This window comes from Blautia sp. DFI.6.71, from assembly GCF_020593585.1.
Classification (GTDB): Bacteria; Bacillota; Clostridia; order Lachnospirales; family Lachnospiraceae; genus Blautia_A; species Blautia_A wexlerae.
In genome coordinates this window covers 50,784-76,325 of sequence record NZ_JAJDMJ010000008.1, presented here as the reverse complement: position 1 = coordinate 76,325, position 25,542 = coordinate 50,784, and the positions used below count along the sequence as shown (strand labels likewise).

Genomic DNA, 25,542 nt, shown 5'->3' with positions numbered 1-25,542 from the left:
ATTGTCAAGTACTTTTTTCATCCAATACCATCTCATGGAAATTGGTATTAAATAGCTGATAAAGATTGTTATCTTTTTCTATTGTATTATCAAGTGGGACAATCTTATCGCCAAACCGGATAAGTCCCATTCCCGGCTCTGCTCCATTCACACAGGCAAGCTGCTCGGAAGAAATATCAAACAAATCTTCTACCGCTTCCTTGTCCATTGTTCCCTGATCCAGCAAAAGCATAAATTCGGAATTGGAAACCATTGTTTTCGTAGAACGGTTTCTCTGTGCATCGATTAAGTTCTGGCTCATTCCGGTACAGATAGGCAAACTCTGCTTTTTCCGCCACAAAGCGGTCAATGTCCGGCACAACATCCGGTACATGGAACGGATTGACATAAAAGACATTTTCCGCAGACTGTGTCAGATTGATATACTGACCGCCCCACGCTGCAGCAATGTCTTTATATTCACCCATTGGATCTACCACGATAATGTCATCCTTTGAAAAACATAACACCTGCCCCATCTCGGATTTCTCATTATAGGACTTTCCGGAACCCGGAACACCAAACACCATCCCGTTTCCATTCTTTAATAATTTACGGTTTCCTATGATCAGATTTTTGGATACCTTATTAAAGCCATAGCAGTATCCCAAATCATCATGAATCTCCTGCGCATTAAACGGAATGAAAATGGAAAGTTCCTCAGAGGTAATTGTCCGCATTGTATCAACAAATCTTGCTCCCGTCGGCAATGATGTATTCAAGGCATCAAGCTGTCGATACGAATGTGGAACAATGTCCATGTTGTGTGTTTTTCCAATGATACGCACCTTTTCTGTCCGCTCCTCCAGTTCTTCCATCGAACCAGCTTTTACCACAATGGTGATCCCCACATAAAGAAGCCGCTCATCAAACGAAGAAATACGATCAAGCATCTCCTCCGTGTCTCTTTGCTGCTTTCTCCTCTCGTAATTGATGTTGGTAGAATAATCTCCATTTTCGTTTTTCAACTCCTGCTCACGGTTAATGCTTCGCTCATTAGACATGTACTTTTTCATCACCATCTGATATGCCACATCATTGTCGAGCGGCTCCACATCCATTGAATAAATGATTGGAAAGTCCATGTTTGTCAGTTCATTTAAGAATTGATCCGTCAAACCGTTCGGATATTTTCTGATAAACATCACACAGGCGCAGCTTCCACCCTCCATTTCCAAATATTCCGGATGCTCCCGCAAAGAAGTATTGATAATGTCATTTCTCCAGTCCCGTTTCAGATGCAGATATTCATTCCAGTTAAAAGAAAAAGATGCCTCGTCACCCATGCGATAATAACTGTGTAATGCTCGCAAACGTTCCGTGGCATCTAATGGTATCAGGCAGCTCCCCAATCGGTGAAATAATGGCACTTTGTAAATGCGTTCTGTCTGTGGAGTCAGTGAGTCCTTTCTGAATATTTTTAGCATTTTTTTTAACCTCCTGTTCTTGTTTTTGGTAAGAAAAAAGAACTACCGAAGTAATTCCTTTTTTAACTATCTTGATTTATCTTTCCAATTTGTGTCACCACGGGTGACACAAATTACTTTTCCGATATATTCCTTTTCAATTCTATAAGCCATATGTTGTAATTTTTATAGCTTGTAAAATTGTCTACCTCAGTAATAATCAACTTGTCACCTGCTCTTGATACATCCTCTTTTAATACCTGATATCTTGGACGATTAAAATTCTTTCCTGTCTGCTGGTCAGTGAATATCTTTTCCAGCTCCAGATTGTTCTGCTCACAATAGGCTGTAATCTCCTTGATGCCTCTGTCTAAATGCTGTTCTCTTGTACTTGTTCTGTGATAACCATATCTCTTCATGATTATTCGCTCCTTTCCTTAGTCCTGAAATGTGTACTTTTTGAAACTACTAAAAAAGGACTGATAAACAGTCCCCAAATGTTTGGACATCCATTTACGAAACGTCCCGGTATTTATGTATGCTTTTTGACACCACCTCCTTAAAAATGGGTATAAAAAAAAGGTATTTTCAACCTCCTTCTCTGACTACTTATGACTATAAGAAATGACACCACCTCAACCCTTGATTTATCGTCATGGGCGAAGCGGTGTCAATACTTGTAATTTTTGAATCCTTTTAAAACCCTTAGGTGGATTCTAGTTTTTCTAGTGCATTGCTCACTTCTATACTTAATCCTTCTACTCTCCTATATGCTAATTCTCCCATACTTAGGTCATACACTAGTTTCTTTTTCATTTCAGCCTCTATATGAACAGTATTTCTGTATTCATATAATTTGACTAAATCATCTGCCAATCCTTTACTTATCAGATTCAGCTCTAATAATGCTGCTACTTTTTGTTCATAGCGAATTTTAGTTTTATCAACAGCTTGAACCTTATTATAGCATGGAATAATATCTTTTTTATCATGTTCCAGTTCTTTGGCTATTTTTTCCAATTTATGTCCTGGTATTCCAATTTTGACCAAGCGTTCTTGAAACAGAAGATTTTTTACTGTATTCGTTTCCTCAAATAGTTCAAACAACAAATAATTAACAACCGCCTCTTGAATAGACACATACATTATTACCTGTGTCTTTATCTGAGCTAATAAAAGCTCGTCCGAAGCTTGTAAACCCTCAAAGAATTTATAAATTTTTCTCGCATTTATAAATTCTACAATAAGTCTATCTCTCAAACTTTTATTCTCAATAAATGGATAAAAATGTGACTCATACCACTCTTTATTAGGTAAATGTCCTGATATGTAATTCTCTAGTTCTTTTTTAGTCTCACTTGTAAATGCCATTTTCTACTATCTCCTTTGTCGTAATACTTACTTAATATTAATCGATTTTGAGTTTGATATAAAAATCCTTTCCCTACTTTAAGATTGACTTAATTACTGCTTCGAGAGGAACTTTTTATAATAATGCCGTGGCATACTAATATACAGTTACCAAATCAGCTCGAAGTGCCTCAACGCATCCTTAATATACTCCACCTTCTCCTGCGGACACTGCTTCACTTCTGGATTCTCCTTCTTAGACTTATTATAATTCTCGCCCATATCCAGACCACACATCCGTTTTACCTGTGCAATGTAAGAAGTATGCACATGCACACCATACTTGTCCTTCACATACTCCTTAATCTTCTGATAAGTAGCCTTTTCTTCTGGTGTGTAATTACTCTCTTCATCAGGCTCCATTGTTACCTCAATTTTCGGTGTATCTTTTTTGAGGGATAATTTAACAACCGTCTCCACATGCTCATTATTGTCCAAACTTAAGTTCATATCTTCCTCAATAATGGGAAGCCTAAAACGAATGGATTTTAACCACTGGCCGTTAGGCTGGCGATCTTCATGAATCTGAATTTCAGAGATGAGCGCTTCCATTACTCGACGCCGTTCCACATCATTCATGGCTGAATACAATTTATCAAAGCACATCAATACCTTATAGATGTTATCACCGGTCAATTTCTCAGCTTCAATCGCCTGCCTTTTGGCTCTTGCCTCAATCATTTGCGATTCTTCATCTTCTATCTTATCATACATCCGATAAAGACGATCATCAAGATCTGCTTTCCGTTTGAAATAGTGACGGTCATCAGGGTCAAGGGAATCTATTTCTTCCATCAGTTTCGATTTTATAGAATAGAACTGACGTAGCTGCTTTTCATGGTTTGCAATCTCCTGATCCAACATGGAAGTGTCTACTTTCATGTTGATTTTTTCCTGCATCATAGATGCAAATTTAGGCTTGCTAACCAATGCTACAATAACCTCTGTCACCGCATCGTCTAACAGTTCCTCACGAATCTGCTTTCTGTACTCGCATTTGTGCCCCCGTGTCATGGTACGATGCTTGCAGCCATAATAATAAAAATCCTTGTACTTTGTACCATCTTTTTTATGCTTGATACATTTATTTCCGTACATTCCTGCGCCACAAATCGGACACTTCACAATGCCTGAAAGCAGGTGGGTTCTGGTATCTTTGCCTTTGTTCACATGCTCATATTTTTTTGCTTGTGCAAGCAGCTTAACCTGTGCGGCCTGCCAGACTTCTTCAGAAATAATAGCTTCATGCAATCCATCTACCAGTAAATAATTATCTTGTTCAACAAGATGATAATCGTTTCTGGTTCCATGAACTTTTTCGGTTCTTCTGCGTCCATAAGCAATTTTCCCACAGTATACTGGATTTTTTAGAATCAAACGAATTAAATGGGCATCAAACAAAGGATTCTTTCCATTCTGCCGCTGGATTTTTCGTATTCCATGATTCTCCAGATATTTTGCAATGCCATTGGAGCCAATGTCCGTATTAACATACCGATCAAAAATCACCCGGATTGCGGCAGCTTCTTCTTCGTTGATCTGTAATTCGCCATCAACAAGCTGATAACCATAAGGGGCAAAACCACCATTCCATTTTCCCTCTCTGGCTTTCTGGATACGCCCCTCCATTGTTTGGACACGAATATTTTCACGCTCAATCTCAGCAACCGCAGAGAGAACCGAAATCATCAGTTTACCGGCATCCTTAGAAGAATCAATTCCGTCCTCAACGCAGATAAGGTTTACCCCAAAATCCTGCATAACCTGTAAAGTTGAAAGCACATCCGCCGCATTTCTTCCAAAACGAGAAAGTTTAAAAACAAGAACAAAGGAAACGCCGTCTTTTCCCGACTTAATATCATCCATCATTTGATTGAACTGTATCCGTCCCTCGATGGATTTTCCAGATTTTCCGGCATCTTCATATTCTCTAACAATCTCATAATCGTTATAATCAGCAAAGGCTTTTATCCTGGACTTCTGGGCATCCAGAGAATATCCGTCAATCTGCATTGTCGTTGACACTCTTTTATAGGTATACACTTTCACTCTTTCTCTGTTCATATTCAACCTCGCTCATAGTGCCACAACAATGCACTACTTAATTGTTATTCGTTTTTGCCTTAACACTTAAGCCGAATTTATTTGATGCTGCTCTACAGAGCTGCACACTTCTTCGTCAAGTGTTTGGACTTAATTATCACGATACAATTATATCATGCGGCCTTTTGGTTTTCAATGCTTTCTTGCTTTAAAGTGCTAAATTCTTTTGACTTTTTTATCTTCGGCGGTTCTGGCAAATTATCAATATCCAATTCGTCTGCATACTTCTCAATCAAGTTAGCAAGTAAATCTGCAAAACCGCTCCATTCATCTCCCATAGGCTACCTCCATAGATAGAAAAAGCCAGCCTCCTACCACATCATCACACCTTTCTATATCAAAAGAAGTGCTGCACCGGAATAGTCCAGTGCAGCACCGCTTTAATCTTATTTTTGATACCGTATTATCTGGACAGCAGGACTGCCCATCAGCACACCCCCGGTACTGGGAATATTCAAGCCGGTTCAGGGTTTCCAGCCAGATGGCTGCTGAACCGCCGCATACCGCCGATAGGTGGTTGACACCATATTCGCAGTAAGTTTCGGTGAGTGGCACGGTTTCTTATGCTGCGTGTTATGGCACTTTCCAGCCCACCACAGGCCGGTTATCAGCCACCAAATAACCGCTCGGTCCCTTTGATGTCATCGTGTTGACGGATGCTCTGACCATCCGCAGGGGGTCTTGGCGTTTGTGCTATGTGATGCTCGGCGCAGCACTCAAAAACTTGAATACTGGATATGAACGGTTGCCCGCTGTTTGTCAAGGTTCCATGAGTGAAAAGGGAAGATTTCCCCTTTCACTATAAAGGACTGGGAACAGGCAAAAGTTGTTATCATGCAGCCAGCTTTTTCTGAATTTTCTTCAGTGCCACCTTTGCGGAACGCATCACGGTTGACTTATTGCTTCCCTCCATTTTTGCGATCTCCATGTATGTATACCCGTAGGCAAAATGGAGCAAGAAGCGCCGCCGCTGTTTCGGAGTAAACTCATTGAGAGCTTCCTGGATTTCATTCAAAGTCCTTATGCGCTCATAGGTCTGCTCCAGCGTTTCCGTAGATACTTCAAAGATCAAGCAGGTATCCCAGGAACGGGCGTCACGGTGTCTAAAATCCGCCTTGCGCTGACGTTCAACTTCACGCTCGTAATCAACAAATACCTGATAGATTTCACGGGATACCTCAACCGTAACCGGGATTCCATTTTCATCCAAAATCGTAACTCTGCACATTGGATACTCCTTATGCGGCTTCATCCAGCCGCACCAGAATGCCGTCAAGAAAAGGAGCATCCTCGCAGGTGTCATTCTGCATCATGCAGGCACAGCAGCACGGGCAGGGCGCAGGCTTGTCCTCTGCCAAAATGACAACTGCTTCACCGGGTTGTAATTTAATGACTCGTACCAATTTTTCCATCTTATAACCTCCAAAATTATATTGAGGGCTTGTCCCTCTACTTACCGGAGATGCCAGAGGGGAAAAATTAAGGAGTAGAAGAAATTTTTTGAAAAACTCTATTACTGAATAGACAAAAGTAACGACAGCATCTCAACTTGTGGGATGCTGCCGTTGCTTTTACCTATCCATCAGATAAACACGGAGCCGTTTATAAACTCTGTGCATCAAATCTGTTACCGCCGCCGGACTACAACCAAACATCGTTGCAATCTCTTTGCATTGATACCCTTTCCAAAAATAAAGCTCAATGACTTGCCGCTGCCGGTCGGTTAAATGCCGTAAACCCTCCGCCAATCGCTCATTCTGTATGGTATCTATGAAGTCCCGGATTTCACACTGGACTGTAAAATCTTCTTGTATGTAGAAGCAGCGCTCCTGGAATGTCAATTCCTCACTCATACTCTCAAGAGAATTACAATGATACCGGTACTTGCGATCTGAATTGCTCAATAGACGATCTTCCTCTTTTAAGACCGCCACCCAATATTCTTCGGTCAATGCCGTATGCTCCTTTCATCAGTTTTTGGGCAGAAACTGATAAAAGGCGGGCCACGGCATCTATACCCATCGGGGGATTCTCCTAAAAATCGACAAACAAAAACGCCAGGAAGCTGTTGAAACTTCCTGGCGCTCAAACACTCCGTTTGATATGGGGATTCATAATGCTGTTTTAATATATACTCTAGTGCGGTTTTTAGAGCGGAAAGCTGTGCTTTGAAAATACCAATTTTTTTGGTATTATCCTCGGTCTATTCTTATGTTCTGGATAAAGAAAAATGCCCATGACCTTCTCCGACAGCAAGTCACAGGCAGTAACTCAATTAAACCCTGCTGTGAAAAGCCGTTTTTTTTATTGGCTATCAACAGGGCTTAATTCAATTCAAGTCAAATTATAAAAATCGGCATAGTAGCACGTTTTCTATACATACTTTAGAGTGATTCCTTTTCGCTTATCGGTACGATAGAATATATTTGAGGTGAGCCACTATGCCGGAAGATAAGCTTAAGTTTTTGGGTGACCGCATTCGCTCGGCACGAAAAGACTGCGGATTGACCCAACAGGCGCTGGCTGATCAGGCTGATTTGGCGGTTAAGACCATTCAAGACGTAGAACGAGGGAGAAAGAATACAACTTATGAAACCCTTTGCCAGCTAATTGAGCGGCTGGGGATTTCTCCTAATTCACTGTTCCCATCGCAGATGTCCCCGGAAGATGAAGCAATCCAACGCTTTATAGGTAAATTTAGGGCTTGCGATCCTGCAAACCAGGAGATCCTCCTCAGTACATTGGATTTTCTGGCTGAAAAACTGTTGGCTCGTCAACATACATCTGAATCAGACAGTTCCAAGTGAACCAGCAGACAAGAAATTCTTGTTTCTGCTGGTTTTTATTTTATCTCTCAAAAATGGACGGAAATTCTTTCGATATTCAATAGGAAAAATTATTTTAATGTCTTGTTTGACAAAATTCTTCTTGCATAGAAAAAGCCAGCAGGTAAAAGACTTTACCCACTGGCTTTTCTACATTAACGGCTATCTAAATCAAGAAAACCGGGCTTTACTTCAGCATATTAATCGCCACTGTTTTGTTTTCGATATTCAGCCGGTGCGATCTTCAAAACATCCCGAAAAGCTGTTGCAAACTTGCTCTGATTTTCATACCCGACCTGGTTGGCGATTTCCGCTATGGTTGCCTGTGTCTGCCGGAGCAGAATAGCAGCCTGTTTAATTCGGTATTCTTTCATGTAGGTTCCGATGGGTTGTCCATAAATTCCCTTGAATGTATCTTTTAAAGTCGCAGTATTGATAAGATATTTTTTGGAAAGCTCCTCAATCGTTGGCCGTTTCTGTAAATCGGAAATCAGCATTTTGTGAATCTCTTTTACAACCTCCACCTGGGGAGAAGTATAGATCTCACGCTGCTTTTCTTTTTTTACATCGACCAAATACAAGAACAAAAGCAGTTCTTGTACTTTAATCTGGAAATAAGGTTTTTGCAAACAATCCGGTACAGAGTAAAGTTCGGAAAAGATATGCTCAATTTCGTCTTTCGCCCTCATAATGAAGCAGGCTCCGTCCATGCAGAACTTTTCCTTAAATTGCAGAATGTCAATGCCGCTTTCAGCCAATGTTCCCGGAGGATTCTTTGCCACAGCTTCCAAATTCAGCACAACGGAAATTCCACGGTAATGCTTGAGTGGGAAAGACATTTCCGATGCACAGTTATCCATTGTGTGGATGGATAAGTCACCCTCGCCCAGATAAAGACAGGAACCGCTGGGCAAGCGGCAGCCCTCACGCCCCTCTCGGCAATGGTTGATTTCCAGTATATTTTTATCAATATTTCCATCCCAATAACAGCCCGTTGCTTCAAAATCATTGTAAATAAGCTGTATGCCGGGATAGACCTGATAAACCGTCATAAGACCCAGGCCATCTGCACAATCCATTTTATAGACGGTACAATACCCGTCATTATCTTTCGGAATGACAGCAGATAACCCTTTTGACATGGTAATAGGGTTCTCGTCCATAACATTCCTTTCTGGTGTTCCAGAGTTATTTATTTGCTCTGCCAAAATCTTTCTGGCATCTTTTATTATATATTCTTTTCTCATTTTATTCCGCTCCAATCAGCAGGATTTACAATCCAATTTGAATTATATTACATCCCTGCCAACTGTGCAAATGGAGAAAAGAAGCCGATGCCCTCCGTTCAGAAAGCATCGGCTGAACATCTATTTATTTGCTGCAATATTCCTTGCCTACACAGCCGGAGCAGCTACCGCCGCAGCAGGAGCCGTTCTTGCGATCCTTTCGGATTTTCCGAACAGCCCATACCGCATAGACCGCTACTCCCAAAACGATAATACCCGTAACAAGCATTTTATCCGCTCCTTTCTCAGATGAAAAGTCCGATACGATAAACAATAAATGTGACAACCCAAGCCACAACCAACTGGAACAATGCCGATAAAAGCATCCAACGGGTGCTGCCTGATTCCTTACGGATCGTTGCCAAAGCTGCCGCACAGGGAATATAAAGCAGACAGAAAACCATCAGACAAAACGCATTAAGCTGTCCAAAGCCGGAAGCACTCAGGATGCCGACCAGTGTATCCATTCCTGCCCCGGAATTGATATTCGGAACACCAAACAGAACGGCGCAGCTGGACACCACAACTTCCTTTGCGGAGATACCAGCAATCAGCGCAACCGCAATCTGCCAGAAGCCCAGACCAATCGGCGCAAAGAACGGCACCAGCCAATGGCCCAAGATTGCCCCGAAACTGTCTGCCATTTCCGTGGTGTAACCCTGCGGCCCGAAGTTTAAGATCACCCACATCAGGATAGATGCCACAAAAATCGTAGTTCCCGCTTTGGTGAGGTAGTCCTTTACCTTTTCCCACACATAGATTGCCACGGTTCTGGAACTGGGGATTTTATATTCCGGCAGCTCGATCAGCAGATAGTTTTCCGACTTTCTGCGGTCGATCAGATGAATGACCGCAGCGACCAGGATAGCGACCAGCAAGCCGATTAGGTACATGGAGTAGGCTACCAGCATGGCGTGTTCCTGAAAGAACATCTCTGCAAACAGGATATAGATTGGCAGACGGGCGCTGCAACTCATAAATGGTGTAATCAGCATGACTTTGAAGCGGTCACGCCGGTTCTCCAAAGCCCTGGACGCCATAATTGCCGGAACCGTACAGCCAAAGCCCAGTATCATGGGAATGAAAGCCCTACCGGATAAGCCCAGCTTACTCATAATACCCTCCATGACATAGGCGACACGGGCCATGTATCCGCTGTCCTCCAGGAATGCCAGTGCCAGGAACAGGATAAAAATGTTTGGCAGAAAAGTGAGGATTCCACCTACACCGGCTACAATACCGTCCACCAGCAAGGAACGCAGCATCTCGTTTACCCCGGCAGCGACTAAGCCATCGCTCAACAGTGCTGACAGGCTTTCAATGCCCATTTCAAAATATCCTTTCAGCCAGTCGCCAATGGTAAACGTCAGGAAAAATACCACCGCCATGATACCAAGGAAAATCGGGATACCCCAAACCCGGTGGGTCAGTGCCCGGTCTACTTTTTCAGTCAAGGCATCCTGCCGGTCTTTATTTACCAATACTTCCCTGATGATCTCCTGGATAAAATCGTACTTCTCATTGATGATGTCCGATTCATAGTTCCGGTCGATCACATCCGGGAGGCTTACCGGATAGCGTTCGGAGATTTCTTTATCCTGCTCCAACAGCTTAATTGCGTGCCACCGGTAATTCGTTAGGTTCGGATATTTCCGTTTCAGTTCTGCCATAATAAGGTCAATCTTGTCCTCAATAGCGTCGCTGTAAACCATCGCATATTCTGAATGATGGTCGTGCCGGTGCTTTGGCTTGTATTTGTGGTGATGAATCAAGCACTCCGGGTCTTTGCAGTCCTTGTGATGTGCCGCTGCGTGAAGAAGCACATCCAGGCCGGTTCGCTTTCTGGCTGAAACCGGAATGACCGGGATGCCCAGCATTTCCGGCAGCCTGTGTGTGTCAATTTCCATGCCACGCTTCTCCACAATATCCATCATGTTCAGCGCCAGCACGACCGGCTTGCCCAGCTCTAAAAGCTGCAAAGTCAAGTATAAGTTTCGCTCCAGAGCGGAAGCGTCCGCAACATCAATAATCACATCGACTTCATCACTTAGTATGAACTGCCTGGATACCTGTTCCTCCATCGTGTAGGAGGTCAGGCTGTATGTGCCGGGAAGATCAACCAGACGAATATTCAAATCATGGTCTTTAATGGCACCCTCTACTTTTTCAACCGTAACTCCCGGCCAGTTCGCCACTTTTAAGTTTGCGCCGGTATACGCATTAAAAAGCGTAGTCTTTCCGCAGTTCGGATTTCCGATGAAGCCTATTGTCAAGTTTTCTCTCATCGGAATTTACCCCACTAAAATATTTTTGGTGATATTGCGCCCAAGAGCAAACCGTGTTCCTCTCACCTTGACGATCAGAACACCGTGGCTTTTGCTGTTCAGAACGGCAACGGAAGTCCCACGGGTCATGCCCAGGGCTTCCAGCCGCTTTTCCATATTGGTGGGCAGCTCAATATCTGAAACTTTGTAGTTATTTCCTATCTTTCCATCGCAGAGGTACATATACGGCCCTCCTTATCGCTTTACGCTGGAAGTCGCCGGCATCTTGCCAAACTCATACAGCATCATGGAAATCGTGATAACGACGAGGATCGCATCGGTCAGCGCAATCGCCAGCCACACGCCACGGATGCCCATGCCGCCGATCATCGGCAGAATGACGCAAAGCGGGATAAACAGGATAATCTGACGGAACAGCACCAGCCAGGTCGCCTTATTTGCCTTGCCCAAGGACTGGAACAAAGTTACGGCAATCAAGAAGCTGCCTTGCAGGATATAGGTGCTGAACATGATACGGAAGTTCGTGGCTCCCGATGCGGCGATACCCGGTGTTGTTAAGAACATAGACAAAATCTTTTCCGGGAACAGCTCCACCGGAATGTAGAATACCAGTGACAGTAACGTAGCGGCAATGATAAACACCTTTGTCAGCTTCTTTACACGGTCATAATCCTTTGCGCCGTAGTTCGTACCGGCGGCAGGCTGGAAGCCCTGGCTGATACCCCAAAGAGGAACAAAAGAGAAGTTCCAGAACCGGAGTGCTGCTCCCAAAAGAAGCTGGGAGGTTTCGCCGCCATAGTTGGATGCCACACGATAAATTACAGTCTGCTGTACCAGCGTCAGGATCTGCATCAACAGAGCAGATACGCCGACCGAAAGAACCTGCGGGAGCAGCGTGCCGTCGATGCGGATGCGTCCGATTTTCACGTTTGGGCTTTTCTTCTTGAAATACCACAGGGTAACAGCGGCCTGGATAAACTGGGAAAGGACGGTCGCATAAGCAGCGGCCTCAATGCCCATGCCATAGGGATTTAAGATCGTAATAAAAATCGGGTCGAGAATGATGTTAAGGATTGCACCGCTGGCGATGATGGTCATTGCTTTTTTAAGCTGCCCCTCACCACGGATTACCATGTTTGCACTCTGGAAGAAGTTTACGAACAGAGAACCGGCAAACACGATCCGCAGATATTTTTCAGCATAGTTCAGAATATTGTCGCTTGCACCGGCCAGGGACAGAAGCTGACGGGTAAACGTCATGCCGATCACTGTGTATATCACCGACAGCAGAAGAACCATAGCAACCAGGTTGCCCATGATCTTTTTGACGGTGTTTTCGTCCTTTTTGCCAATGGCACGGGACAGCACCGAAGCGGAACCCACGCCCAGCATAGCGGCTGAACCAGCGTTGATTAAGGTAAACGGATAGGATACAGAAACGGCTCCCATCTGCACGTCGCCCACCAACTGGCCGACAAAGATGGAATCCATCATGTTGTAAAGCCCGACAACCACCATGCCCAGGACAGCAGGGATGCTCAGTTCCAGCATGAGAGGCCAGGGACTTTTCGTTAAAAGTTTTGTTCTTGTGTCAAGTGCCTGTTTCATCACTTATTTCCTCCTGATCTTCATTCATTAGCCACATCTAACCACCTAAAGTATATAAAATTAGGGCTTTTTTGTACGCTCCTAATTGCAGGATTTACAATCCAATCCGAAACGAAATTAGGAGCGGAAAGGCAAGAATCCCTTTCCGCTCCTGGTATTACCGTGCCATTTTTTCAAGTAGTTTCAGGGCTTCCTCCAGCTTCGGATTTTCTGCATCGGTTTGCAAAGCCTCCCGGACACAGTTTCGGATATGTGCCTGTAGAATCTGTTGATTTACGCTCTTTAACAAAGCCTGCACGGACTGAAGCTGCGTGGATATATCTACACAATAGCGATCTTCCTCAATCATTTGCAGGATACCGTCTATTTGTCCTCTGGCAATCTTCAATTTGTGGGTAATATCATCTTTTTTTGCTTTCATAGGCCGCCCGTTTACTGGATACCCACAACCTGATAGCCCGCATCCTCAATCGCCGCTTTCAATACTTCATCCGGCACATCCTGATTAAGCTGCACCTGTGCCGATTTGTTTTCAAGGCTGACAGAAACCTCCCTGATGCCCTGGATTTCACGCAGCGCCTTGTCAACGTGCTTTACGCAGTTCATGCAGACCATCCCCTCAATATTCAATACTTTTTCCATTTCAATCGCTCCTTTGCTTATTTTTTTAGCTGGTGTTTCTGCATACGATTGGGCCGTGTCTGGCTCCGTATGGGATAAATGCTTTGCCTTGAACCATCTCAGCCGCAGGGCGTTCGATACCACAAATACAGAGCTGAAGCTCATGGCAAACGCACCGATCATTGGATTCAATTTCAGGTCAAAAGGCAGGTAGAAAAGCCCTGCTGCCACCGGAATCCCGATAATGTTATAGATAAATGCCCAGAACAGATTCTGCTTGATGTTGCGGATCACCGCCTTACTAAGCTGAATTGCCGTCGATACATCCAGCAGGTCACTTTTCATTAAGACAATATCTGCGGATTCAATCGCCACATCGGTTCCCGCTCCGATGGCGATACCGACATCTGCTCTGGCAAGTGCCGGTGCATCATTGATGCCGTCGCCAACCATCGCAACCTTTTTCCCCTCGTTCTGTAATCGCCGGATCTCCTTTTCCTTGTCCTGGGGAAACACCTCGGCAACCACACGGTTCACACCGACTTGACGCCGGATTGCTTCAGCAGTCTTGGCATTATCCCCGGTCAGCATGACGACTTCAATCCCCATGCGGGCCAGTTCCTGCACCGCCTGTCTGCTGGTGGGCTTCACTACATCGGCCACGGCAATGACACCAATGAGCTGCCCGCCACGGGCAAAGAACAGCGGTGTTTTGCCATCCACAGCCATTTCCTCGCCCAACTGGAGGAGTGCGCCGCCCTGGATACCATTTGCCTCTATTAACCGGCGATTGCCGGCAAGGCAGGTATCATCACCGATCCAACCGACAATACCCTGGCCGGGAATCTGCTTAAAATCGCTCACCGGCAGGAAAGAAAGCCCCTCTTTTTCAGCTTCTGTTACAATCGCATCTGCCAAAGGATGTTCGGACAGTTTTTCCAGAGAAGCCGCAATTTGCAGCAGCTCTTTTGAGCGGATACCCTCTTTGCAGAGCATATTTGTTACCACAGGTGTACCCTGGGTAATGGTTCCGGTCTTGTCCAGAACGACCGTATCAATGTTATGGGTGGTTTCCAGGGCTTCCGCTGATTTAATCAGGATGCCATTTGTCGCACCTTTGCCGGTTCCAACCATAATAGCAGTAGGTGTTGCCAGTCCCAGCGCACAGGGGCAGGAAATGACCAGAATGGAGATACCGATAGAAAGGGCAAATTCAAATCCATAGCCCAACAACAGCCAGACTACAACGGCAATCAGGGAAATCGTGATAACTACCGGTACGAATACGCCGCTAACTTTATCAGCCAGCTTTGCAATGGGGGCTTTTGAACTGGTCGCCTCATCCACCAGGCGGACGATCTGCGCCAGCGTGGTATCATCGCCCACTTTGGTAGCCTGCATTTTGAAATAGCCGGACTTACTTGTTGTCGCACCGATCACTTTGTCCCCAATATGCTTTTCCACCGGGATGCTCTCACCGGTTAAGGCGGATTCATCAACAGAGGAGAATCCCTCAATCACAATGCCATCCACCGGCACGGATTCTCCGGCCTTGACAATCAGGGTTTCACCTAACTGCACATCTTCAACAGGAACTTGAAGTTCCTGGCCGTCCCGCTCCACGGTAGCAGTCTTGGGAGCCAGGTTCATCAGTTTTGTAATCGCATCAGAAGTTTTGCCCTTTGCACGGGCTTCCAGAGTCTTGCCCAGCGTAATCAGGGTTAGGATCATACCTGCGGATTCAAAATACAAATCCATCATAAAGCTGTGAACCGTAGCCATATCCCCGTGACCGAATCCGATGCCGATTTTATAAATGGCATAAATACCATAGACGATTGCCGCACTGGAACCTATGGCAATCAGGGAATCCATATTGGGCGAACCGTGGAACAAAGTCTTGAATCCCATGCGATAGTATTTGAAATTGATAAATACCACCGGGATCAGCAGAAGAAACTGGGTAAATGCAAAACTCATCGCATTTTCCATGCCCAGCAGAAAACCGGGCAAGGGCCAGCCCATCATGTGACCCATAGAGATATAAAACAACGGTATCGTAAAGAGCGCAGACAGCAAAAGCCGTTGTTTCATCTGCTTATATTCTGCCTGCGCTGTGCTGGCTTCCGGCTTTGCTGCCGGGGCAGCCGTGTGGCTTTTCGTTTGTGCCGGAGTTTTTGGAAACGCACCATATCCGGCTTTTTCAACTGCCTGGACAATTCCCGCCGTGTCCAAAACAGACTCATCATAAGAAGCAACCATGCTATTCTTCAGCAGATTGACGGACACTTCTTTGATGCCGGGGAGCTTGCCCACGCTCTTTTCAATCCTGGCAGAGCAGGCCGAGCAAGTCATACCCGTAATGTCAAATTGCTCCTTTTGCAAAAATTATCCCTTCTTTCTTTTTGGGTATTGTGCGAGTACCCTCCCCCCGTAGGGCACTAAAAACCGTTATGGAAAGGGGCGTTTGGCATCTTTGGGGGAAAGATACCTGTCCGCCCCAGTCATAGCGTTGCACGAATGGTCATTACTTGACCGTGCATTATTATACTTGCCAGCACCGTTTTTTGTCTGCTCCAATGGGTAGGCTTTCAAATCCATTTAGCTGTTTTCTGAAAAGAAAAAGGGAGCTTGCTTCAGCAGCAAACTCCCCGTGTGGCAGAGTATTATTTTTTTCGGCTCGAAAGAATCCCCGAAATACCAAAGATCAATCCAGTTACCAGAGATATTACCGCTAAAACCAGAATGATAAAAGCTGAATCATTTCCGTTGAAGCCAAGTGCTGTTAAAGTATAGAGAAATACAAGAGTGAGCATCAAGCAAAAGATACCGAAAAGGATTTTAGTGTTATCGCTCATATTTATCAGCCTCTCTCCTAATTAGCTCTAAGTGTGACCGGAGCTGCTGTGTACTTTGAATATAGAGTATTATTTTTCTGGCATAAAACGGTTTCCAAAATCAGCGGTCTTTTCCTTTTGATAGTAAATATATAATAGCCGCTCCAATAATGCTAACCGACATTACTACCCCGATGCCTGGATTGAAAAAAGCAAACCAAGTTCCAACTATTGCGCTAACAAGTCCAATCAAAACAGCAATAACAATTCTCATGATTTCACCTAATAGCTAAAAGTTTTCTGATTGCCTCGTTCGCCAGAGGAACCGAGATTTTTATTCATAGAATACTTTCTCTCAAAAAGGCACCTTATTTGTTTGGTTAGAGTTATTATATGAAATATCGCTTTTTGTGTCCGCTCCATAAAGGAGATTTTTTTACCCAAAAAGCAAGAGATTTTTTGAGTAAAAATCCAATCAGCAGGTTTTCCAATCCAAAGGGCAATATCAGCTCCCAAGCCATTGACTAAGGGCTTTTTTGTGAATATACTGGCGGCATGAACGATTAAACATCCTTTTAATTGTTCAGCCATGTCAAACCAACCAAATCACAAAAAGAAAGGGGGCTATCTCCATGAAAAAGACAATTAAGCTGATTGACCTGGATTGTGGTCACTGTGCGGACAAAATCCAGAACGCCGTAAAGAAAATCGACGGTGTTACCAGCGTATCCGTCAACTTCCTGGGCCAGAAGATGGTTCTGGAAGCGCCGGATGACAAGTTTGATGCCGTCCTGGCCGAAGCAAAGGCACTGATTAAAAAGATCGAGCCGGATGTAACCGTCAAGGCGTAATAAAAGCCATCCACCGGCTGCCATCCCTGGTAGCCGGTGTTTTCATGAAAGGAGAACTTAACTTATGACACGAAAACAAAAGCATCTGCTTACACGCATCCTTGTGGCGGCGGTGCTGTTCCTTGCAGGCAGTCTGCTCCATCTCCCCGAATATGTGGAGATGGGAGTATTCCTTGTCTGCTATGCAGTAGTTGGGTGGGATATTGTTTGGAAAGCAATTACGAACATTCTGCATGGGCAGGTGTTTGATGAAAATTTCCTGATGACGATTGCCACCATCGGCGCATTGATTTTAGGCGAACATTCAGAGGGTGTCGCCGTTATGCTGTTCTATCAGGTTGGAGAATGGTTCCAATCTTATGCGGTTTCCAAATCCAGAAAATCTATTGCCAGCCTGATGGATATTCGACCGGACTATGCGAACGTCGAACAGGACGGCAAACTGGTGCAGGTTGACCCTGACGAAGTTCAGATCGGTTCTGTTATCGTAGTAAAGCCGGGTGAACGTATCCCGTTGGATGGAACCATCATCAAAGGTTCTTCCGCTCTGGATACATCCGCCCTCACAGGCGAATCCATGCCTCGTGAGGTGGAACCGGGAATGGAGGTCATCAGCGGCTGCATCAACCAGACTGGTATCTTGACTATCCAGACAACAAAAGAGTTTGGGGAATCCACCGTAGCGAAAATCCTTGACCTGGTTGAAAATGCAAGCGATAAAAAAGGAAAAACCGAGAACTTTATTACACGCTTTGCCCGTTACTACACGCCTGCGGTGGTGTTTGCCGCCCTTGCGCTGGCAGTCCTGCCGCCGCTTATTACTGGGCAGGCGTTTGGCGTCTGGATTTACAGAGCCTTGACTTTCCTGGTTATTTCCTGTCCTTGTGCGCTGGTCATTTCCATCCCGCTTAGCTTCTTTGGCGGTATCGGCGGTGCTTCCAGGATTGGTGTTCTCGTAAAGGGCAGCAACTATCTGGAATCTCTGGCTCATGCCGAAGTTGTAGTCTTTGATAAGACTGGCACTTTGACCAAAGGATCTTTTGCGGTAAGTGAAATCCATCCCAATGGCATGAAAGAGGAAAAGCTTCTGGAGCTGGCGGCATACGCAGAGGATTATTCCAACCATCCTATTTCGCTCTCGATCAAGAAAGCCTATGGGAAGAAAATCGACAACAGCCGTATTTCCAACGTGCAGGAAATTGCCGGTCATGGTGTGCAGGCTGTCATTGACGACAAATCGGTTCTGGCTGGCAACGCCAAACTAATGGAAAAGGAACACATCAAGTACAAACCGTCTGTTTCCATTGGTACAGTGGTTTATCTGGCCTGTGACGGAAAATATGCCGGGTGTATTGTCATCGAAGATGAAGTCAAGGAAGATGCACCGGCAGCTATTAAGCTGCTGAAATCTTCCGGTATCCGCAAAACTGTTATGCTGACCGGTGATGCAGATGCGGTTGGGCAAAAGGTAGCCGGCCGCCTTGGTCTGGATCAGGCATATACCGAACTGCTCCCGGCTGACAAGGTTGACCGTGTGGAAGATCTGCTGAAGCAGAAAAGCGAAAAGGGCAAGCTGGTCTTTGTCGGGGATGGTATCAATGATGCCCCTGTGCTGGCAAGAGCCGATGTAGGTATTGCTATGGGAGGTTTGGGTTCCGACGCTGCTATCGAAGCTGCCGACGTCGTTCTGATGACGGATGAACCGTCCAAGATTGCCGCCGTTATGAAGATTGCCCGTAAGACCATTGGTATTGCCAATCAGAACATCGTATTTGCCCTGGGCGTTAAATTCCTGGTACTGGTTTTAGGCGCTTTGGGGTATGCAAATATGTGGGCGGCGGTATTCGCTGACGTAGGTGTTTCTGTCATCGCTATCCTGAACGCAATCCGGGCCATGCGTGTGAAGCAGCCGAATATGACTGCGTAAAGAAAATACAGGTTGGAGAATAAAAGCAGAAATGCGCCGCTGTTTTCTTCTGCGGCGCATTTCTCTATTACAAATCAGTCGGACATGATATTTCAAACAACGCATCTATGGAACGGTGCAGCAGCTTTGCCTGTGGCGTGTCGGCTAAAGAATAATAGACTTCCTTTCCGTCCCTCCGGCTGGATATAATGCCACTTTTCTTTAGTATCCGCAGATGATGAGATACAGCCGGGGCACTCATATCAACAGCCGCCGCAATATTGCAGACACATTCGTCGCAATGGCACAAAAGCCATAATATCCGCAGGCGTGTCGGATCTCCAAGCTGCTGAAACAGAAAAGCTATATCCGTGAAGTCCTCTGTGTGAGGCATTTTATTTAAAACCCGTTCCATATTCTGCCCGTGGTTATGAGGTAAATTATAATGCGGCATAAGGCTCAGCTCCTTCCTGAAATAATGATACCTGCATCGATTTTATCTGTCAAACAGCTTATATAGATTGGAGAAAATACATGGACAAAACAGAAAAAATTGTTTCCGCAATTCCCAGCGCTGCCGAATTGGAGCAACTGGCTGAATTGCATAAGGCAATGGGCGACCATACCCGAATGCGAATCCTCTGGCATCTAACGCAGAAAGAATACTGCGTCAGTGATCTTGCCAAGGAAATCGGTGTTACAGAATCCGCTTTATCCCACCAACTCCGTGCATTGCGGATTGTTCGATTAGTCCGGTCACGCAAAGAGGGAAAGAAAGTAATCTATTCCTTGCAGGATGAACATATCGGATGGGTACTGGAAGAAACCTATGCCCATATTTCAGAAAGATGAAAAGGCAGCCCCTGCGTTGTGGGCAGGGGCTGCGCTGGGCGCTCGTTACAGGTTTTCGTAGGAAACCAACTGGCTCATCGGGATACGCTGGGAATCGAAACGATTGGTGTCAGCGTCCTCCTCATCTGAGTAGCCGACAACCAGGATGTTGACCGGCTCCAAGTTGGCCGGGAGGTTAAATTCCTGCTTCAGCACATCAGGCTGGAAATAGCAAACCCATACCGTGCCAAGTCCCAGCTCTGTGGCCTGGAGCATCATGTGATCTGTCAAAATGGAAGCGTCGATGTCACCGCTCTGCTTCTTATCGAAAGGCCGTGTCCATGCCTTGTTGTGATCGGCGCACACGATGATTGCCAGGGGCGCACCGTAGATGCCCGCTGCCTTGCTGATTTTGGCAAGGCCCTCCTCACTCTGAACGACAAGCAGATGAACCGGCTGGAGGTTCGCCGCAGTCGGAGCCACATGAGCGGCTTCCAAAATCTGCTCCAGCTTTTCCGGCTCAACTTTCTGGTTAGTGTAACTGCGTACCGAGTGACGCTGTTTTGCGATATTGATAAAATCCATAGTATGAAGTCCTTTCTGTAATCATGTATTGTGTCAAATCAACCGTTGAATTTATTGTAGCACTTAGAATGAAAACCGCAAGAATGCACTTTTTTGATAGGCACTATCCCAAAAGATAGCATCTTGCGTGAAAGGAGTTATCTTAAATGAAATGCGAAACGAACCCAAATAACTGCCCTATTGAAGTAACATTGTCCTTAATCGGCGGCAAATATAAGCCGGTAATTCTCTGGTTTCTGATAGACCATCCCCTGCACTATGCTGAATTGCAGCGACTCATACCAAAAGCAACCCCTAAAATGCTCTCTCAACAGCTCCATGATCTGGAAAACAGTGGTATCATTCATCGTGAAGTTATACCGGAAAAGCCACCAAAAACTCTGTATTCCCTCACTGCTTTTGGCAGGAGCCTTATCCCTATTTTGGACGCAATGTGCCAATGGGGAAACAGTTATCTGGACGGGCTGGATGTTCAGGCACCATGCTGTCAAAATCATAACTCTCAATAATACAAAAATTGGGTAATCGCCTTTTCATGGTAACTACCCGTATGTTGTGCTTTGTTAGAATGTGTTGTATCATAAGAACCAAACTGTCATAATATGAGCCAATAAATCTGGAATTTGTAAAGGAGATATAAGATGAATATTAGAAAAGCAATAATAGATGATTTATCAAGAGTAGCTGAAATATATGTATTCAATAATAGGATTAATTTTTTCCCTATATTCAAAGATGAAGTTTTTTCCTTTGGTGAGTTGCAAGTTGTTCCATTGATAGATAATTACTTCAAAAGAGAAGATATTATCGAAAACATATATGTATATGATAACGGAATAATAAAAGGGTTTATTCAAATGAATGGAGCAGAGATTTGTAAATTGTATGTAGATACATCTTTTCAGAGCGAGGGAATTGGCAATGAGTTAATTGAATTTGCAGTTAGAGAACTCTACGCAGATAACTTATGGGCATTAGAGAAAAATGTTAGAGCAATTTCTTTTTACCAAAGGCATGGCTTTCATTTAACAGGTCAGAAAAAATTTGAAGAAGATACCACAGAGTATCTTGTTAAGTTAGAAAGGTAAATTGTATTTTAAGTGTAATGATAGGATACCTTGCGCATTTAGGAACAGATCAAATAAAGAAATGCCGGATGCAGCGTCCGATGGGCCGCTACGTCCGACACTTCTAGAAAGAAAATTGAGAAATCAAATTTGGGATTGCCTAATATAATTACACAGCGCAACAAAGTCAACATCTGGACTTTTACCCAAAATATTTTTCAAGCTTTCTTCCGCCTTTTTATGCAGCTCCGGCTTTTTCAGATCATCCAGCAGAAAGAAAATGTTGAGCCGCCTGCCAATCGTAAAAAGAAGTTTTTCATCCGGGGATAAAGACAAAAACCGATCAATCGCCGATAGCATTTCCTGTTTCTCTGTCCGCAAATTGCCCCGGACTTCCAGAAGAAGATTGATGATGTGTTCATTTACATAGTAGCTGTCCATCGCTTGTAACTGCTGCAAAAACATCTTTTGCTCTATTACAATTTCTTCTTCTGATTGCAAGGTGAAAGAGCCATCACGGACGAACTCCCCCAGCTTGGATTCCGGTTTAATACCCGTAGCATGGACACGGATAAAATCAGGCTGGATCACGTTCAATGCTTTTGCCGTCTGGATCGCATTTTCTTCCGATAACTCTTTACCGCCGATCCCAAGCAATATAAACTCTGACAAAATCATGTCAGCGTCTTTTGCCATGCAGCCACTTCGTACAACCGTATCTGAATCGAATCCTTTATTTATTAGTCTCAATATCTGAGCTGAACCGGTTTCCATTCCGCAGTAGAGATGATTTAGTCCAGCTTGCCGGAGTATCTTTAACTCTGCTGGAGTTTTCCGAGTGATACTATCCGCACGGGCATAGGAAGTGATGTATTGAATGTCGGGGAAATACTGATTGATTGCGTCCAATATGCGAAGCAAATAATCTGTTTTCAACACCAGAGCATCCCCGTCCTGCAAGAAACAGGAATTGATTTTCTTGCCCTGATAAAACTGGGCTTGCTGTCTAATGTCCTCTATGGTTTCGTCGATGGGACGCATGGAAAACTGCATGGATTTATAAAGCCCACAGAAATAGCACTTATTCCAATGACATCCTCTTGTAACTCGTATCAGTAGGCTATTACTCTCAGAGGGCGGGCGAATAGGCCCAATTTCTATATCTTTCATGAGTATATGTCCTTTCTATGTATTCATGTTTAGGGTATCATCCCGGACAAATCTAAACAAGAATGTACTTTTTTGAAAGGCACTATCCTTTTGGAAAGTAAGCGTCCAATAAGAGGGTGTATCGAAATTTCTGGCTGTTGCATGTAAACTATTGATTAGAGTTTTGGGAGTTGACTCTAAAAACTCTAAATCTAATCTAAGGAGCAGGCTTATGAATCTTTCTTCTTTGACTCCAGACAAACAGGTGAAACTTCAATACTGGCTGGATGTAATACGGCAATGCAGGGCCTCCGGACTGACAAATCAGATCTGGTGTGAACAACACGATATCTCTTTGAAAAGTTATTATTACTGGCTTTCCAAAATTCGAAAGCTTGCCCTGGAAGAACTGCCCCGCAAGAAAAACGGCATCCACATGTGTACAGACCAACAGTCAACTGCTTTAACGGAATCCCCGGCTGAGTTTGCGGAGCTTTCACTTCCGGACAGAAACATTTCCCGTTCCACTCCTGCAGCCATACTTCATATCGGATCCATAACAGTGGAACTTTATGAAGACACATCTGCCCAGATGCTGGAAAACATTCTGAAAGCCGTGCAGTCATGTTAGGAGAGCTTTCCCATGTGGAGAAAATCTATATCCGATGCGGCTACACCGATATGAGGAAGCAGCTCAATGGCTTGCTGGATATCATCCAGTACAACTTCAAACTGGATCCTTACAGCAATTCCTTATTCCTGTTCTGTGGAAAGAGGGCTGACCGGATCAAAGCAGTCCATTACGAAGGAGACGGTTTCTGCCTTTTATACAAACGGTACGAAAACGGACGTCTCCAATGGCCGCGGACCGGCAAAGAAGCAAAACAGATTTCTGATCAGCAGTTGCGCTGGCTTCTGGAAGGTTTGAACCCGGAGCAGCCAAAGGCGGTTCAGAAATGGCTCCCGCATAAGTCTGAAAATACTGAAAATCCTTAGAAATGCTGGGAAATCTGACGATTCTATGGTATAATAATCCTATCGAAGCGAAAGGGTTTTCAGGTTATGTCAGCTACGGAACAGGAGTATAAAAATCATATCAAAGAACTGGAACAGCAGGTCCGGCTCCTAAAAGAGCAGGTTGATTTCCTGACCCGTAAACTTTATGGAACAAAATCCGAGAAGACATCTACTCTCGAAATCGAGGGGCAGATGTCTCTTTTTAATGAAATCGAAACCTGTGCGGATCCTGATGCACACGAACCGGAGCTTGTTGAGATAGAGAAGCACCTACGTAAAAGGAAGTACACCGGTCAGCGGGAAGAACTGGTAAAAAATCTCCATCACAGCAAAGTACTCCATACCATAGATGAAAGGGAACAGATATGCGATAACTGCGGGAGTACGATGGTGAAAGTAGGGGAAGAATTCGTCCGCACGGAAGTACAGTTTATCCCTGCAAAACTCAAGGTGATTGACCATTACCGGGAAACGTATGAATGCAGGTCGTGCCGGAAAAACGGAACTCCTTATATGGAGAAGGCTCCGGTGCCATATCCTCCCGTCCTGCATTCTCTGGCATCTGCATCTACCATCACCTGGCTCATCCACCAGAAGTTTGAATTAAGCATCCCGCTGTACAGACAGGAAAAAGAATGGGAGGCTTTGGGATTACGTTTAAGCAGAGCGACTATGTCAAACTGGCTTCTGGTTGTCTATCGGGACTGGCTTGTACACATCGTCCACCGTCTGAAGCTGGAACTTCTGAAACAGAGATACCTTCATATCGATGAAACACATGTACAGGTGCTGAAAGAACCGGGACGGAAAAATACGTCCGATTCCTATATGTGGGTTTACTGTAGCATCAGAGATGCTATAAATCCCATCCGCTACTTCGAGTACCAGCCGGGACGAAGCGGGAAATATCCGGAAGCGTTTCTGAGGGAATATGAAGGTTATATCCATACAGACGCTTACTCCGGATACAATGCAGTTTCAGGAGTAAAAAGATGTCTTTGCTATACGCATCTGCGCCGGGCTTTCGTGGATGCGCTCCCAAAAGACATCCATAATTCGGAAGCATCAAAACCTGCGGAAGCAATCCTCCGTCTGAATCAACTCTTTAACATAGAGTCAGAGTTGGAGGCGCTCCCTCCTGATCAGAAGAAAAAAGAACGTCTTATCCGCGAGAAACCGCTTCTCGAGGCTTTTTGGTCATGGGCAGAAAAAAGTGCCATCGGAGAGCTGCCGAAATCCAAACTTTCAAAAGCTTTTCATTACGCCTTAAATAACCGTGAAGGTTTTTGGAATTATCTGGAAGACGGGAATTGTTCCATCAGTAATTCGCTTGCGGAAAACTGTATCCGTCCCTTTGTGATCGGCAGAAAGAACTGGCTGTTCTCTGGCAGTCCGAAAGGGGCGGAAGCCAGTGCAGGAATCTATACACTGGTAGAGACAGCGAAAGCGAATGGGCTTGCCCCGATGAAATATATAAAATATATCCTGTCCGACATGCCGGGGAGTGCTTTTCTTGAACATCCTGAATATCTGGATGATTATCTGCCTTGGAATCCTCTTGTAAAAGAATTCTGTCGATAACCGTTGACCTTTTAGTATAAAAGGCTGACGGTTATTTTTCTATACACTGTTTTATTTGACGCTTACTTTGGAAAGTAGCAAGATGCGGTACACGGGAGCAAATAACGAAAGATTTTGCAAGCAATGGAAAGGGAT

31 protein-coding genes are annotated in these 25,542 nt (G+C 44.7%); 9 read left to right on the top strand and 22 right to left on the bottom strand.

Annotated features, from left to right (window positions below):
- Positions 1–4: 4 nt before the first annotated feature.
- From LJE12_RS05775 to LJE12_RS05735, 9 genes are all read right to left on the bottom strand, one after another.
- Positions 5–208 carry a hypothetical protein gene (locus LJE12_RS05775; RefSeq protein WP_144137038.1) on the bottom strand — a complete coding sequence of 68 codons (204 nt, stop codon included), beginning with the start codon at positions 206–208 and terminating at the stop codon, positions 5–7.
- The gene (locus tag LJE12_RS05770) at positions 177–1,466 is read right to left on the bottom strand and encodes a VirB4 family type IV secretion system protein (RefSeq protein ID WP_118520193.1); all 1,290 of its coding nucleotides are present in this window, start codon (positions 1,464–1,466) and stop codon (positions 177–179) included. Before LJE12_RS05770 ends, LJE12_RS05775 begins: the two co-directional genes overlap by 32 nt.
- Positions 1,467–1,579: 113 nt before the next feature.
- Positions 1,580–1,864: a recombinase family protein gene (locus LJE12_RS05765; protein WP_227226738.1), complete on the bottom strand. Its 285-nt coding sequence runs from the start codon at positions 1,862–1,864 to the stop codon at positions 1,580–1,582.
- 286 nt (positions 1,865–2,150) lie between these two features.
- Positions 2,151–2,816, bottom strand: coding sequence for a hypothetical protein (locus LJE12_RS05760; protein WP_118633339.1), 666 nt, complete (start codon positions 2,814–2,816; stop codon positions 2,151–2,153).
- A gap of 147 nt (positions 2,817–2,963) precedes the next feature.
- Positions 2,964–4,919 carry a recombinase family protein gene (locus LJE12_RS05755; RefSeq protein WP_227226739.1) on the bottom strand — a complete coding sequence of 652 codons (1,956 nt, stop codon included), beginning with the start codon at positions 4,917–4,919 and terminating at the stop codon, positions 2,964–2,966.
- 152 nt (positions 4,920–5,071) lie between these two features.
- Positions 5,072–5,236 carry a hypothetical protein gene (locus tag LJE12_RS05750; protein WP_227226740.1) on the bottom strand — a complete coding sequence of 55 codons (165 nt, stop codon included), beginning with the start codon at positions 5,234–5,236 and terminating at the stop codon, positions 5,072–5,074.
- 554 nt (positions 5,237–5,790) lie between these two features.
- The gene (locus tag LJE12_RS05745; protein WP_227226741.1) at positions 5,791–6,186 is read right to left on the bottom strand and encodes an RNA polymerase sigma factor; all 396 of its coding nucleotides are present in this window, start codon (positions 6,184–6,186) and stop codon (positions 5,791–5,793) included.
- Between the two features lie 10 nt (positions 6,187–6,196).
- Positions 6,197–6,370 carry a hypothetical protein gene (locus tag LJE12_RS05740; RefSeq protein WP_227226742.1) on the bottom strand — a complete coding sequence of 58 codons (174 nt, stop codon included), beginning with the start codon at positions 6,368–6,370 and terminating at the stop codon, positions 6,197–6,199.
- A 159-nt stretch (positions 6,371–6,529) separates the two neighbouring features.
- Positions 6,530–6,910: a sigma-70 family RNA polymerase sigma factor gene (locus LJE12_RS05735; protein WP_112090140.1), complete on the bottom strand. Its 381-nt coding sequence runs from the start codon at positions 6,908–6,910 to the stop codon at positions 6,530–6,532.
- Positions 6,911–7,399: 489 nt separating this feature from the next.
- Between LJE12_RS05735 and LJE12_RS05730 the strand changes: the two genes are divergently transcribed.
- A complete protein-coding gene (locus LJE12_RS05730) occupies positions 7,400–7,765 on the top strand; it encodes a helix-turn-helix domain-containing protein (protein WP_154265450.1) in 366 nt (121 codons plus the stop codon).
- Between the two features lie 218 nt (positions 7,766–7,983).
- Here the strand turns inward: LJE12_RS05730 and LJE12_RS05725 are convergent, their stop codons facing one another.
- The 10 genes from LJE12_RS05725 to LJE12_RS05680 form a co-directional block, all read right to left on the bottom strand.
- Positions 7,984–9,030 carry a helix-turn-helix domain-containing protein gene (locus LJE12_RS05725; RefSeq protein WP_154265449.1) on the bottom strand — a complete coding sequence of 349 codons (1,047 nt, stop codon included), beginning with the start codon at positions 9,028–9,030 and terminating at the stop codon, positions 7,984–7,986.
- A gap of 124 nt (positions 9,031–9,154) precedes the next feature.
- Positions 9,155–9,298, bottom strand: a complete 144-nt coding sequence (locus tag LJE12_RS05720; RefSeq protein WP_112090137.1) for a FeoB-associated Cys-rich membrane protein — start codon at positions 9,296–9,298, stop codon at positions 9,155–9,157.
- A gap of 16 nt (positions 9,299–9,314) precedes the next feature.
- Positions 9,315–11,354: a ferrous iron transport protein B gene (feoB, locus tag LJE12_RS05715; RefSeq protein WP_195640859.1), complete on the bottom strand. Its 2,040-nt coding sequence runs from the start codon at positions 11,352–11,354 to the stop codon at positions 9,315–9,317.
- Between the two features lie 6 nt (positions 11,355–11,360).
- The gene (locus tag LJE12_RS05710; RefSeq protein ID WP_112090135.1) at positions 11,361–11,576 is read right to left on the bottom strand and encodes a FeoA family protein; all 216 of its coding nucleotides are present in this window, start codon (positions 11,574–11,576) and stop codon (positions 11,361–11,363) included.
- A 12-nt stretch (positions 11,577–11,588) separates the two neighbouring features.
- Positions 11,589–12,962, bottom strand: coding sequence for an MATE family efflux transporter (locus LJE12_RS05705; RefSeq protein WP_112090134.1), 1,374 nt, complete (start codon positions 12,960–12,962; stop codon positions 11,589–11,591).
- A gap of 157 nt (positions 12,963–13,119) precedes the next feature.
- A complete protein-coding gene (locus LJE12_RS05700) occupies positions 13,120–13,383 on the bottom strand; it encodes a metal-sensing transcriptional repressor (protein WP_112090133.1) in 264 nt (87 codons plus the stop codon).
- Positions 13,384–13,394: 11 nt separating this feature from the next.
- Entirely contained in the window at positions 13,395–15,968 is a 2,574-nt protein-coding gene (locus LJE12_RS05695; protein ID WP_227226743.1) for a heavy metal translocating P-type ATPase, read from the bottom strand.
- A gap of 281 nt (positions 15,969–16,249) precedes the next feature.
- Positions 16,250–16,441, bottom strand: a complete 192-nt coding sequence (locus LJE12_RS05690; RefSeq protein WP_154265446.1) for a hypothetical protein — start codon at positions 16,439–16,441, stop codon at positions 16,250–16,252.
- Between the two features lie 100 nt (positions 16,442–16,541).
- Positions 16,542–16,694, bottom strand: a complete 153-nt coding sequence (locus tag LJE12_RS05685; protein WP_195640854.1) for a hypothetical protein — start codon at positions 16,692–16,694, stop codon at positions 16,542–16,544.
- An 8-nt stretch (positions 16,695–16,702) separates the two neighbouring features.
- The gene (locus tag LJE12_RS05680; protein ID WP_154265445.1) at positions 16,703–17,011 is read right to left on the bottom strand and encodes a hypothetical protein; all 309 of its coding nucleotides are present in this window, start codon (positions 17,009–17,011) and stop codon (positions 16,703–16,705) included.
- Positions 17,012–17,052: 41 nt separating this feature from the next.
- Here LJE12_RS05680 and LJE12_RS05675 point away from each other — a divergent pair, with 41 nt between their 5' ends.
- Positions 17,053–17,271, top strand: coding sequence for a heavy-metal-associated domain-containing protein (locus LJE12_RS05675; protein WP_112090130.1), 219 nt, complete (start codon positions 17,053–17,055; stop codon positions 17,269–17,271).
- Between the two features lie 64 nt (positions 17,272–17,335).
- Positions 17,336–19,198: a heavy metal translocating P-type ATPase gene (locus tag LJE12_RS05670; protein WP_154265444.1), complete on the top strand. Its 1,863-nt coding sequence runs from the start codon at positions 17,336–17,338 to the stop codon at positions 19,196–19,198.
- Positions 19,199–19,265: 67 nt separating this feature from the next.
- Here LJE12_RS05670 and LJE12_RS05665 read toward each other — a convergent pair whose 3' ends face one another.
- On the bottom strand, positions 19,266–19,631 hold the full coding sequence (locus LJE12_RS05665; protein ID WP_112090128.1) for an ArsR/SmtB family transcription factor: 366 nt from the start codon (positions 19,629–19,631) through the stop codon (positions 19,266–19,268).
- 80 nt (positions 19,632–19,711) lie between these two features.
- Here LJE12_RS05665 and LJE12_RS05660 point away from each other — a divergent pair, with 80 nt between their 5' ends.
- Positions 19,712–20,029 (top strand): ArsR/SmtB family transcription factor, encoded by a 318-nt coding sequence (locus LJE12_RS05660; RefSeq protein WP_112090127.1) that lies wholly within the window; start codon positions 19,712–19,714, stop codon positions 20,027–20,029.
- Between the two features lie 45 nt (positions 20,030–20,074).
- Here LJE12_RS05660 and LJE12_RS05655 read toward each other — a convergent pair whose 3' ends face one another.
- Positions 20,075–20,593 (bottom strand): nitroreductase family protein, encoded by a 519-nt coding sequence (locus LJE12_RS05655; RefSeq protein ID WP_112090126.1) that lies wholly within the window; start codon positions 20,591–20,593, stop codon positions 20,075–20,077.
- Positions 20,594–20,739: 146 nt separating this feature from the next.
- On the opposite strand from LJE12_RS05655, the gene LJE12_RS05650 reads away from it, so the two are divergent.
- Positions 20,740–21,102, top strand: coding sequence for a winged helix-turn-helix transcriptional regulator (locus LJE12_RS05650; protein ID WP_112090125.1), 363 nt, complete (start codon positions 20,740–20,742; stop codon positions 21,100–21,102).
- Between the two features lie 132 nt (positions 21,103–21,234).
- Positions 21,235–21,681: a GNAT family N-acetyltransferase gene (locus LJE12_RS05645; RefSeq protein WP_227226744.1), complete on the top strand. Its 447-nt coding sequence runs from the start codon at positions 21,235–21,237 to the stop codon at positions 21,679–21,681.
- A gap of 123 nt (positions 21,682–21,804) precedes the next feature.
- Here LJE12_RS05645 and LJE12_RS05640 read toward each other — a convergent pair whose 3' ends face one another.
- On the bottom strand, positions 21,805–22,830 hold the full coding sequence (locus LJE12_RS05640; RefSeq protein ID WP_112090124.1) for a radical SAM protein: 1,026 nt from the start codon (positions 22,828–22,830) through the stop codon (positions 21,805–21,807).
- Between the two features lie 211 nt (positions 22,831–23,041).
- Between LJE12_RS05640 and tnpA the strand changes: the two genes are divergently transcribed.
- From tnpA to LJE12_RS05625, 3 genes are all read left to right on the top strand, one after another.
- Positions 23,042–23,440 carry an IS66 family insertion sequence element accessory protein TnpA gene (gene tnpA, locus LJE12_RS05635; RefSeq protein WP_005342327.1) on the top strand — a complete coding sequence of 133 codons (399 nt, stop codon included), beginning with the start codon at positions 23,042–23,044 and terminating at the stop codon, positions 23,438–23,440.
- A 14-nt stretch (positions 23,441–23,454) separates the two neighbouring features.
- A complete protein-coding gene (gene tnpB, locus LJE12_RS05630) occupies positions 23,455–23,805 on the top strand; it encodes an IS66 family insertion sequence element accessory protein TnpB (protein WP_005342326.1) in 351 nt (116 codons plus the stop codon).
- Positions 23,806–23,871: 66 nt separating this feature from the next.
- Positions 23,872–25,407, top strand: coding sequence for an IS66-like element ISRob1 family transposase (locus tag LJE12_RS05625; protein ID WP_227226745.1), 1,536 nt, complete (start codon positions 23,872–23,874; stop codon positions 25,405–25,407).
- Positions 25,408–25,542: the final 135 nt, after the last annotated feature.

Coding starts and splice junctions, on each gene's coding strand:
- LJE12_RS05775 (WP_144137038.1), bottom strand. CDS start 208: ATGGACAAGGAAGCGGTAGAAGATTTGTTTGATATTTCTTCCGAGCAG.
- LJE12_RS05770 (WP_118520193.1), bottom strand. CDS start 1,466: ATGCTAAAAATATTCAGAAAGGACTCACTGACTCCACAGACAGAACGC.
- LJE12_RS05765 (WP_227226738.1), bottom strand. CDS start 1,864: ATGAAGAGATATGGTTATCACAGAACAAGTACAAGAGAACAGCATTTA.
- LJE12_RS05760 (WP_118633339.1), bottom strand. CDS start 2,816: ATGGCATTTACAAGTGAGACTAAAAAAGAACTAGAGAATTACATATCA.
- LJE12_RS05755 (WP_227226739.1), bottom strand. CDS start 4,919: ATGAACAGAGAAAGAGTGAAAGTGTATACCTATAAAAGAGTGTCAACG.
- LJE12_RS05750 (WP_227226740.1), bottom strand. CDS start 5,236: ATGGGAGATGAATGGAGCGGTTTTGCAGATTTACTTGCTAACTTGATT.
- LJE12_RS05745 (WP_227226741.1), bottom strand. CDS start 6,186: ATGTGCAGAGTTACGATTTTGGATGAAAATGGAATCCCGGTTACGGTT.
- LJE12_RS05740 (WP_227226742.1), bottom strand. CDS start 6,370: ATGGAAAAATTGGTACGAGTCATTAAATTACAACCCGGTGAAGCAGTT.
- LJE12_RS05730 (WP_154265450.1), top strand. CDS start 7,400: ATGCCGGAAGATAAGCTTAAGTTTTTGGGTGACCGCATTCGCTCGGCA.
- LJE12_RS05725 (WP_154265449.1), bottom strand. CDS start 9,030: ATGAGAAAAGAATATATAATAAAAGATGCCAGAAAGATTTTGGCAGAG.
- LJE12_RS05720 (WP_112090137.1), bottom strand. CDS start 9,298: ATGCTTGTTACGGGTATTATCGTTTTGGGAGTAGCGGTCTATGCGGTA.
- feoB (WP_195640859.1), bottom strand. CDS start 11,354: ATGAGAGAAAACTTGACAATAGGCTTCATCGGAAATCCGAACTGCGGA.
- LJE12_RS05710 (WP_112090135.1), bottom strand. CDS start 11,576: ATGTACCTCTGCGATGGAAAGATAGGAAATAACTACAAAGTTTCAGAT.
- LJE12_RS05705 (WP_112090134.1), bottom strand. CDS start 12,962: ATGAAACAGGCACTTGACACAAGAACAAAACTTTTAACGAAAAGTCCC.
- LJE12_RS05700 (WP_112090133.1), bottom strand. CDS start 13,383: ATGAAAGCAAAAAAAGATGATATTACCCACAAATTGAAGATTGCCAGA.
- LJE12_RS05690 (WP_154265446.1), bottom strand. CDS start 16,441: ATGAGCGATAACACTAAAATCCTTTTCGGTATCTTTTGCTTGATGCTC.
- LJE12_RS05685 (WP_195640854.1), bottom strand. CDS start 16,694: ATGAGAATTGTTATTGCTGTTTTGATTGGACTTGTTAGCGCAATAGTT.
- LJE12_RS05680 (WP_154265445.1), bottom strand. CDS start 17,011: ATGGCTGAACAATTAAAAGGATGTTTAATCGTTCATGCCGCCAGTATA.
- LJE12_RS05675 (WP_112090130.1), top strand. CDS start 17,053: ATGAAAAAGACAATTAAGCTGATTGACCTGGATTGTGGTCACTGTGCG.
- LJE12_RS05670 (WP_154265444.1), top strand. CDS start 17,336: ATGACACGAAAACAAAAGCATCTGCTTACACGCATCCTTGTGGCGGCG.
- LJE12_RS05665 (WP_112090128.1), bottom strand. CDS start 19,631: ATGCCGCATTATAATTTACCTCATAACCACGGGCAGAATATGGAACGG.
- LJE12_RS05660 (WP_112090127.1), top strand. CDS start 19,712: ATGGACAAAACAGAAAAAATTGTTTCCGCAATTCCCAGCGCTGCCGAA.
- LJE12_RS05655 (WP_112090126.1), bottom strand. CDS start 20,593: ATGGATTTTATCAATATCGCAAAACAGCGTCACTCGGTACGCAGTTAC.
- LJE12_RS05650 (WP_112090125.1), top strand. CDS start 20,740: ATGAAATGCGAAACGAACCCAAATAACTGCCCTATTGAAGTAACATTG.
- LJE12_RS05645 (WP_227226744.1), top strand. CDS start 21,235: ATGAATATTAGAAAAGCAATAATAGATGATTTATCAAGAGTAGCTGAA.
- LJE12_RS05640 (WP_112090124.1), bottom strand. CDS start 22,830: ATGAAAGATATAGAAATTGGGCCTATTCGCCCGCCCTCTGAGAGTAAT.
- tnpA (WP_005342327.1), top strand. CDS start 23,042: ATGAATCTTTCTTCTTTGACTCCAGACAAACAGGTGAAACTTCAATAC.
- LJE12_RS05625 (WP_227226745.1), top strand. CDS start 23,872: ATGTCAGCTACGGAACAGGAGTATAAAAATCATATCAAAGAACTGGAA.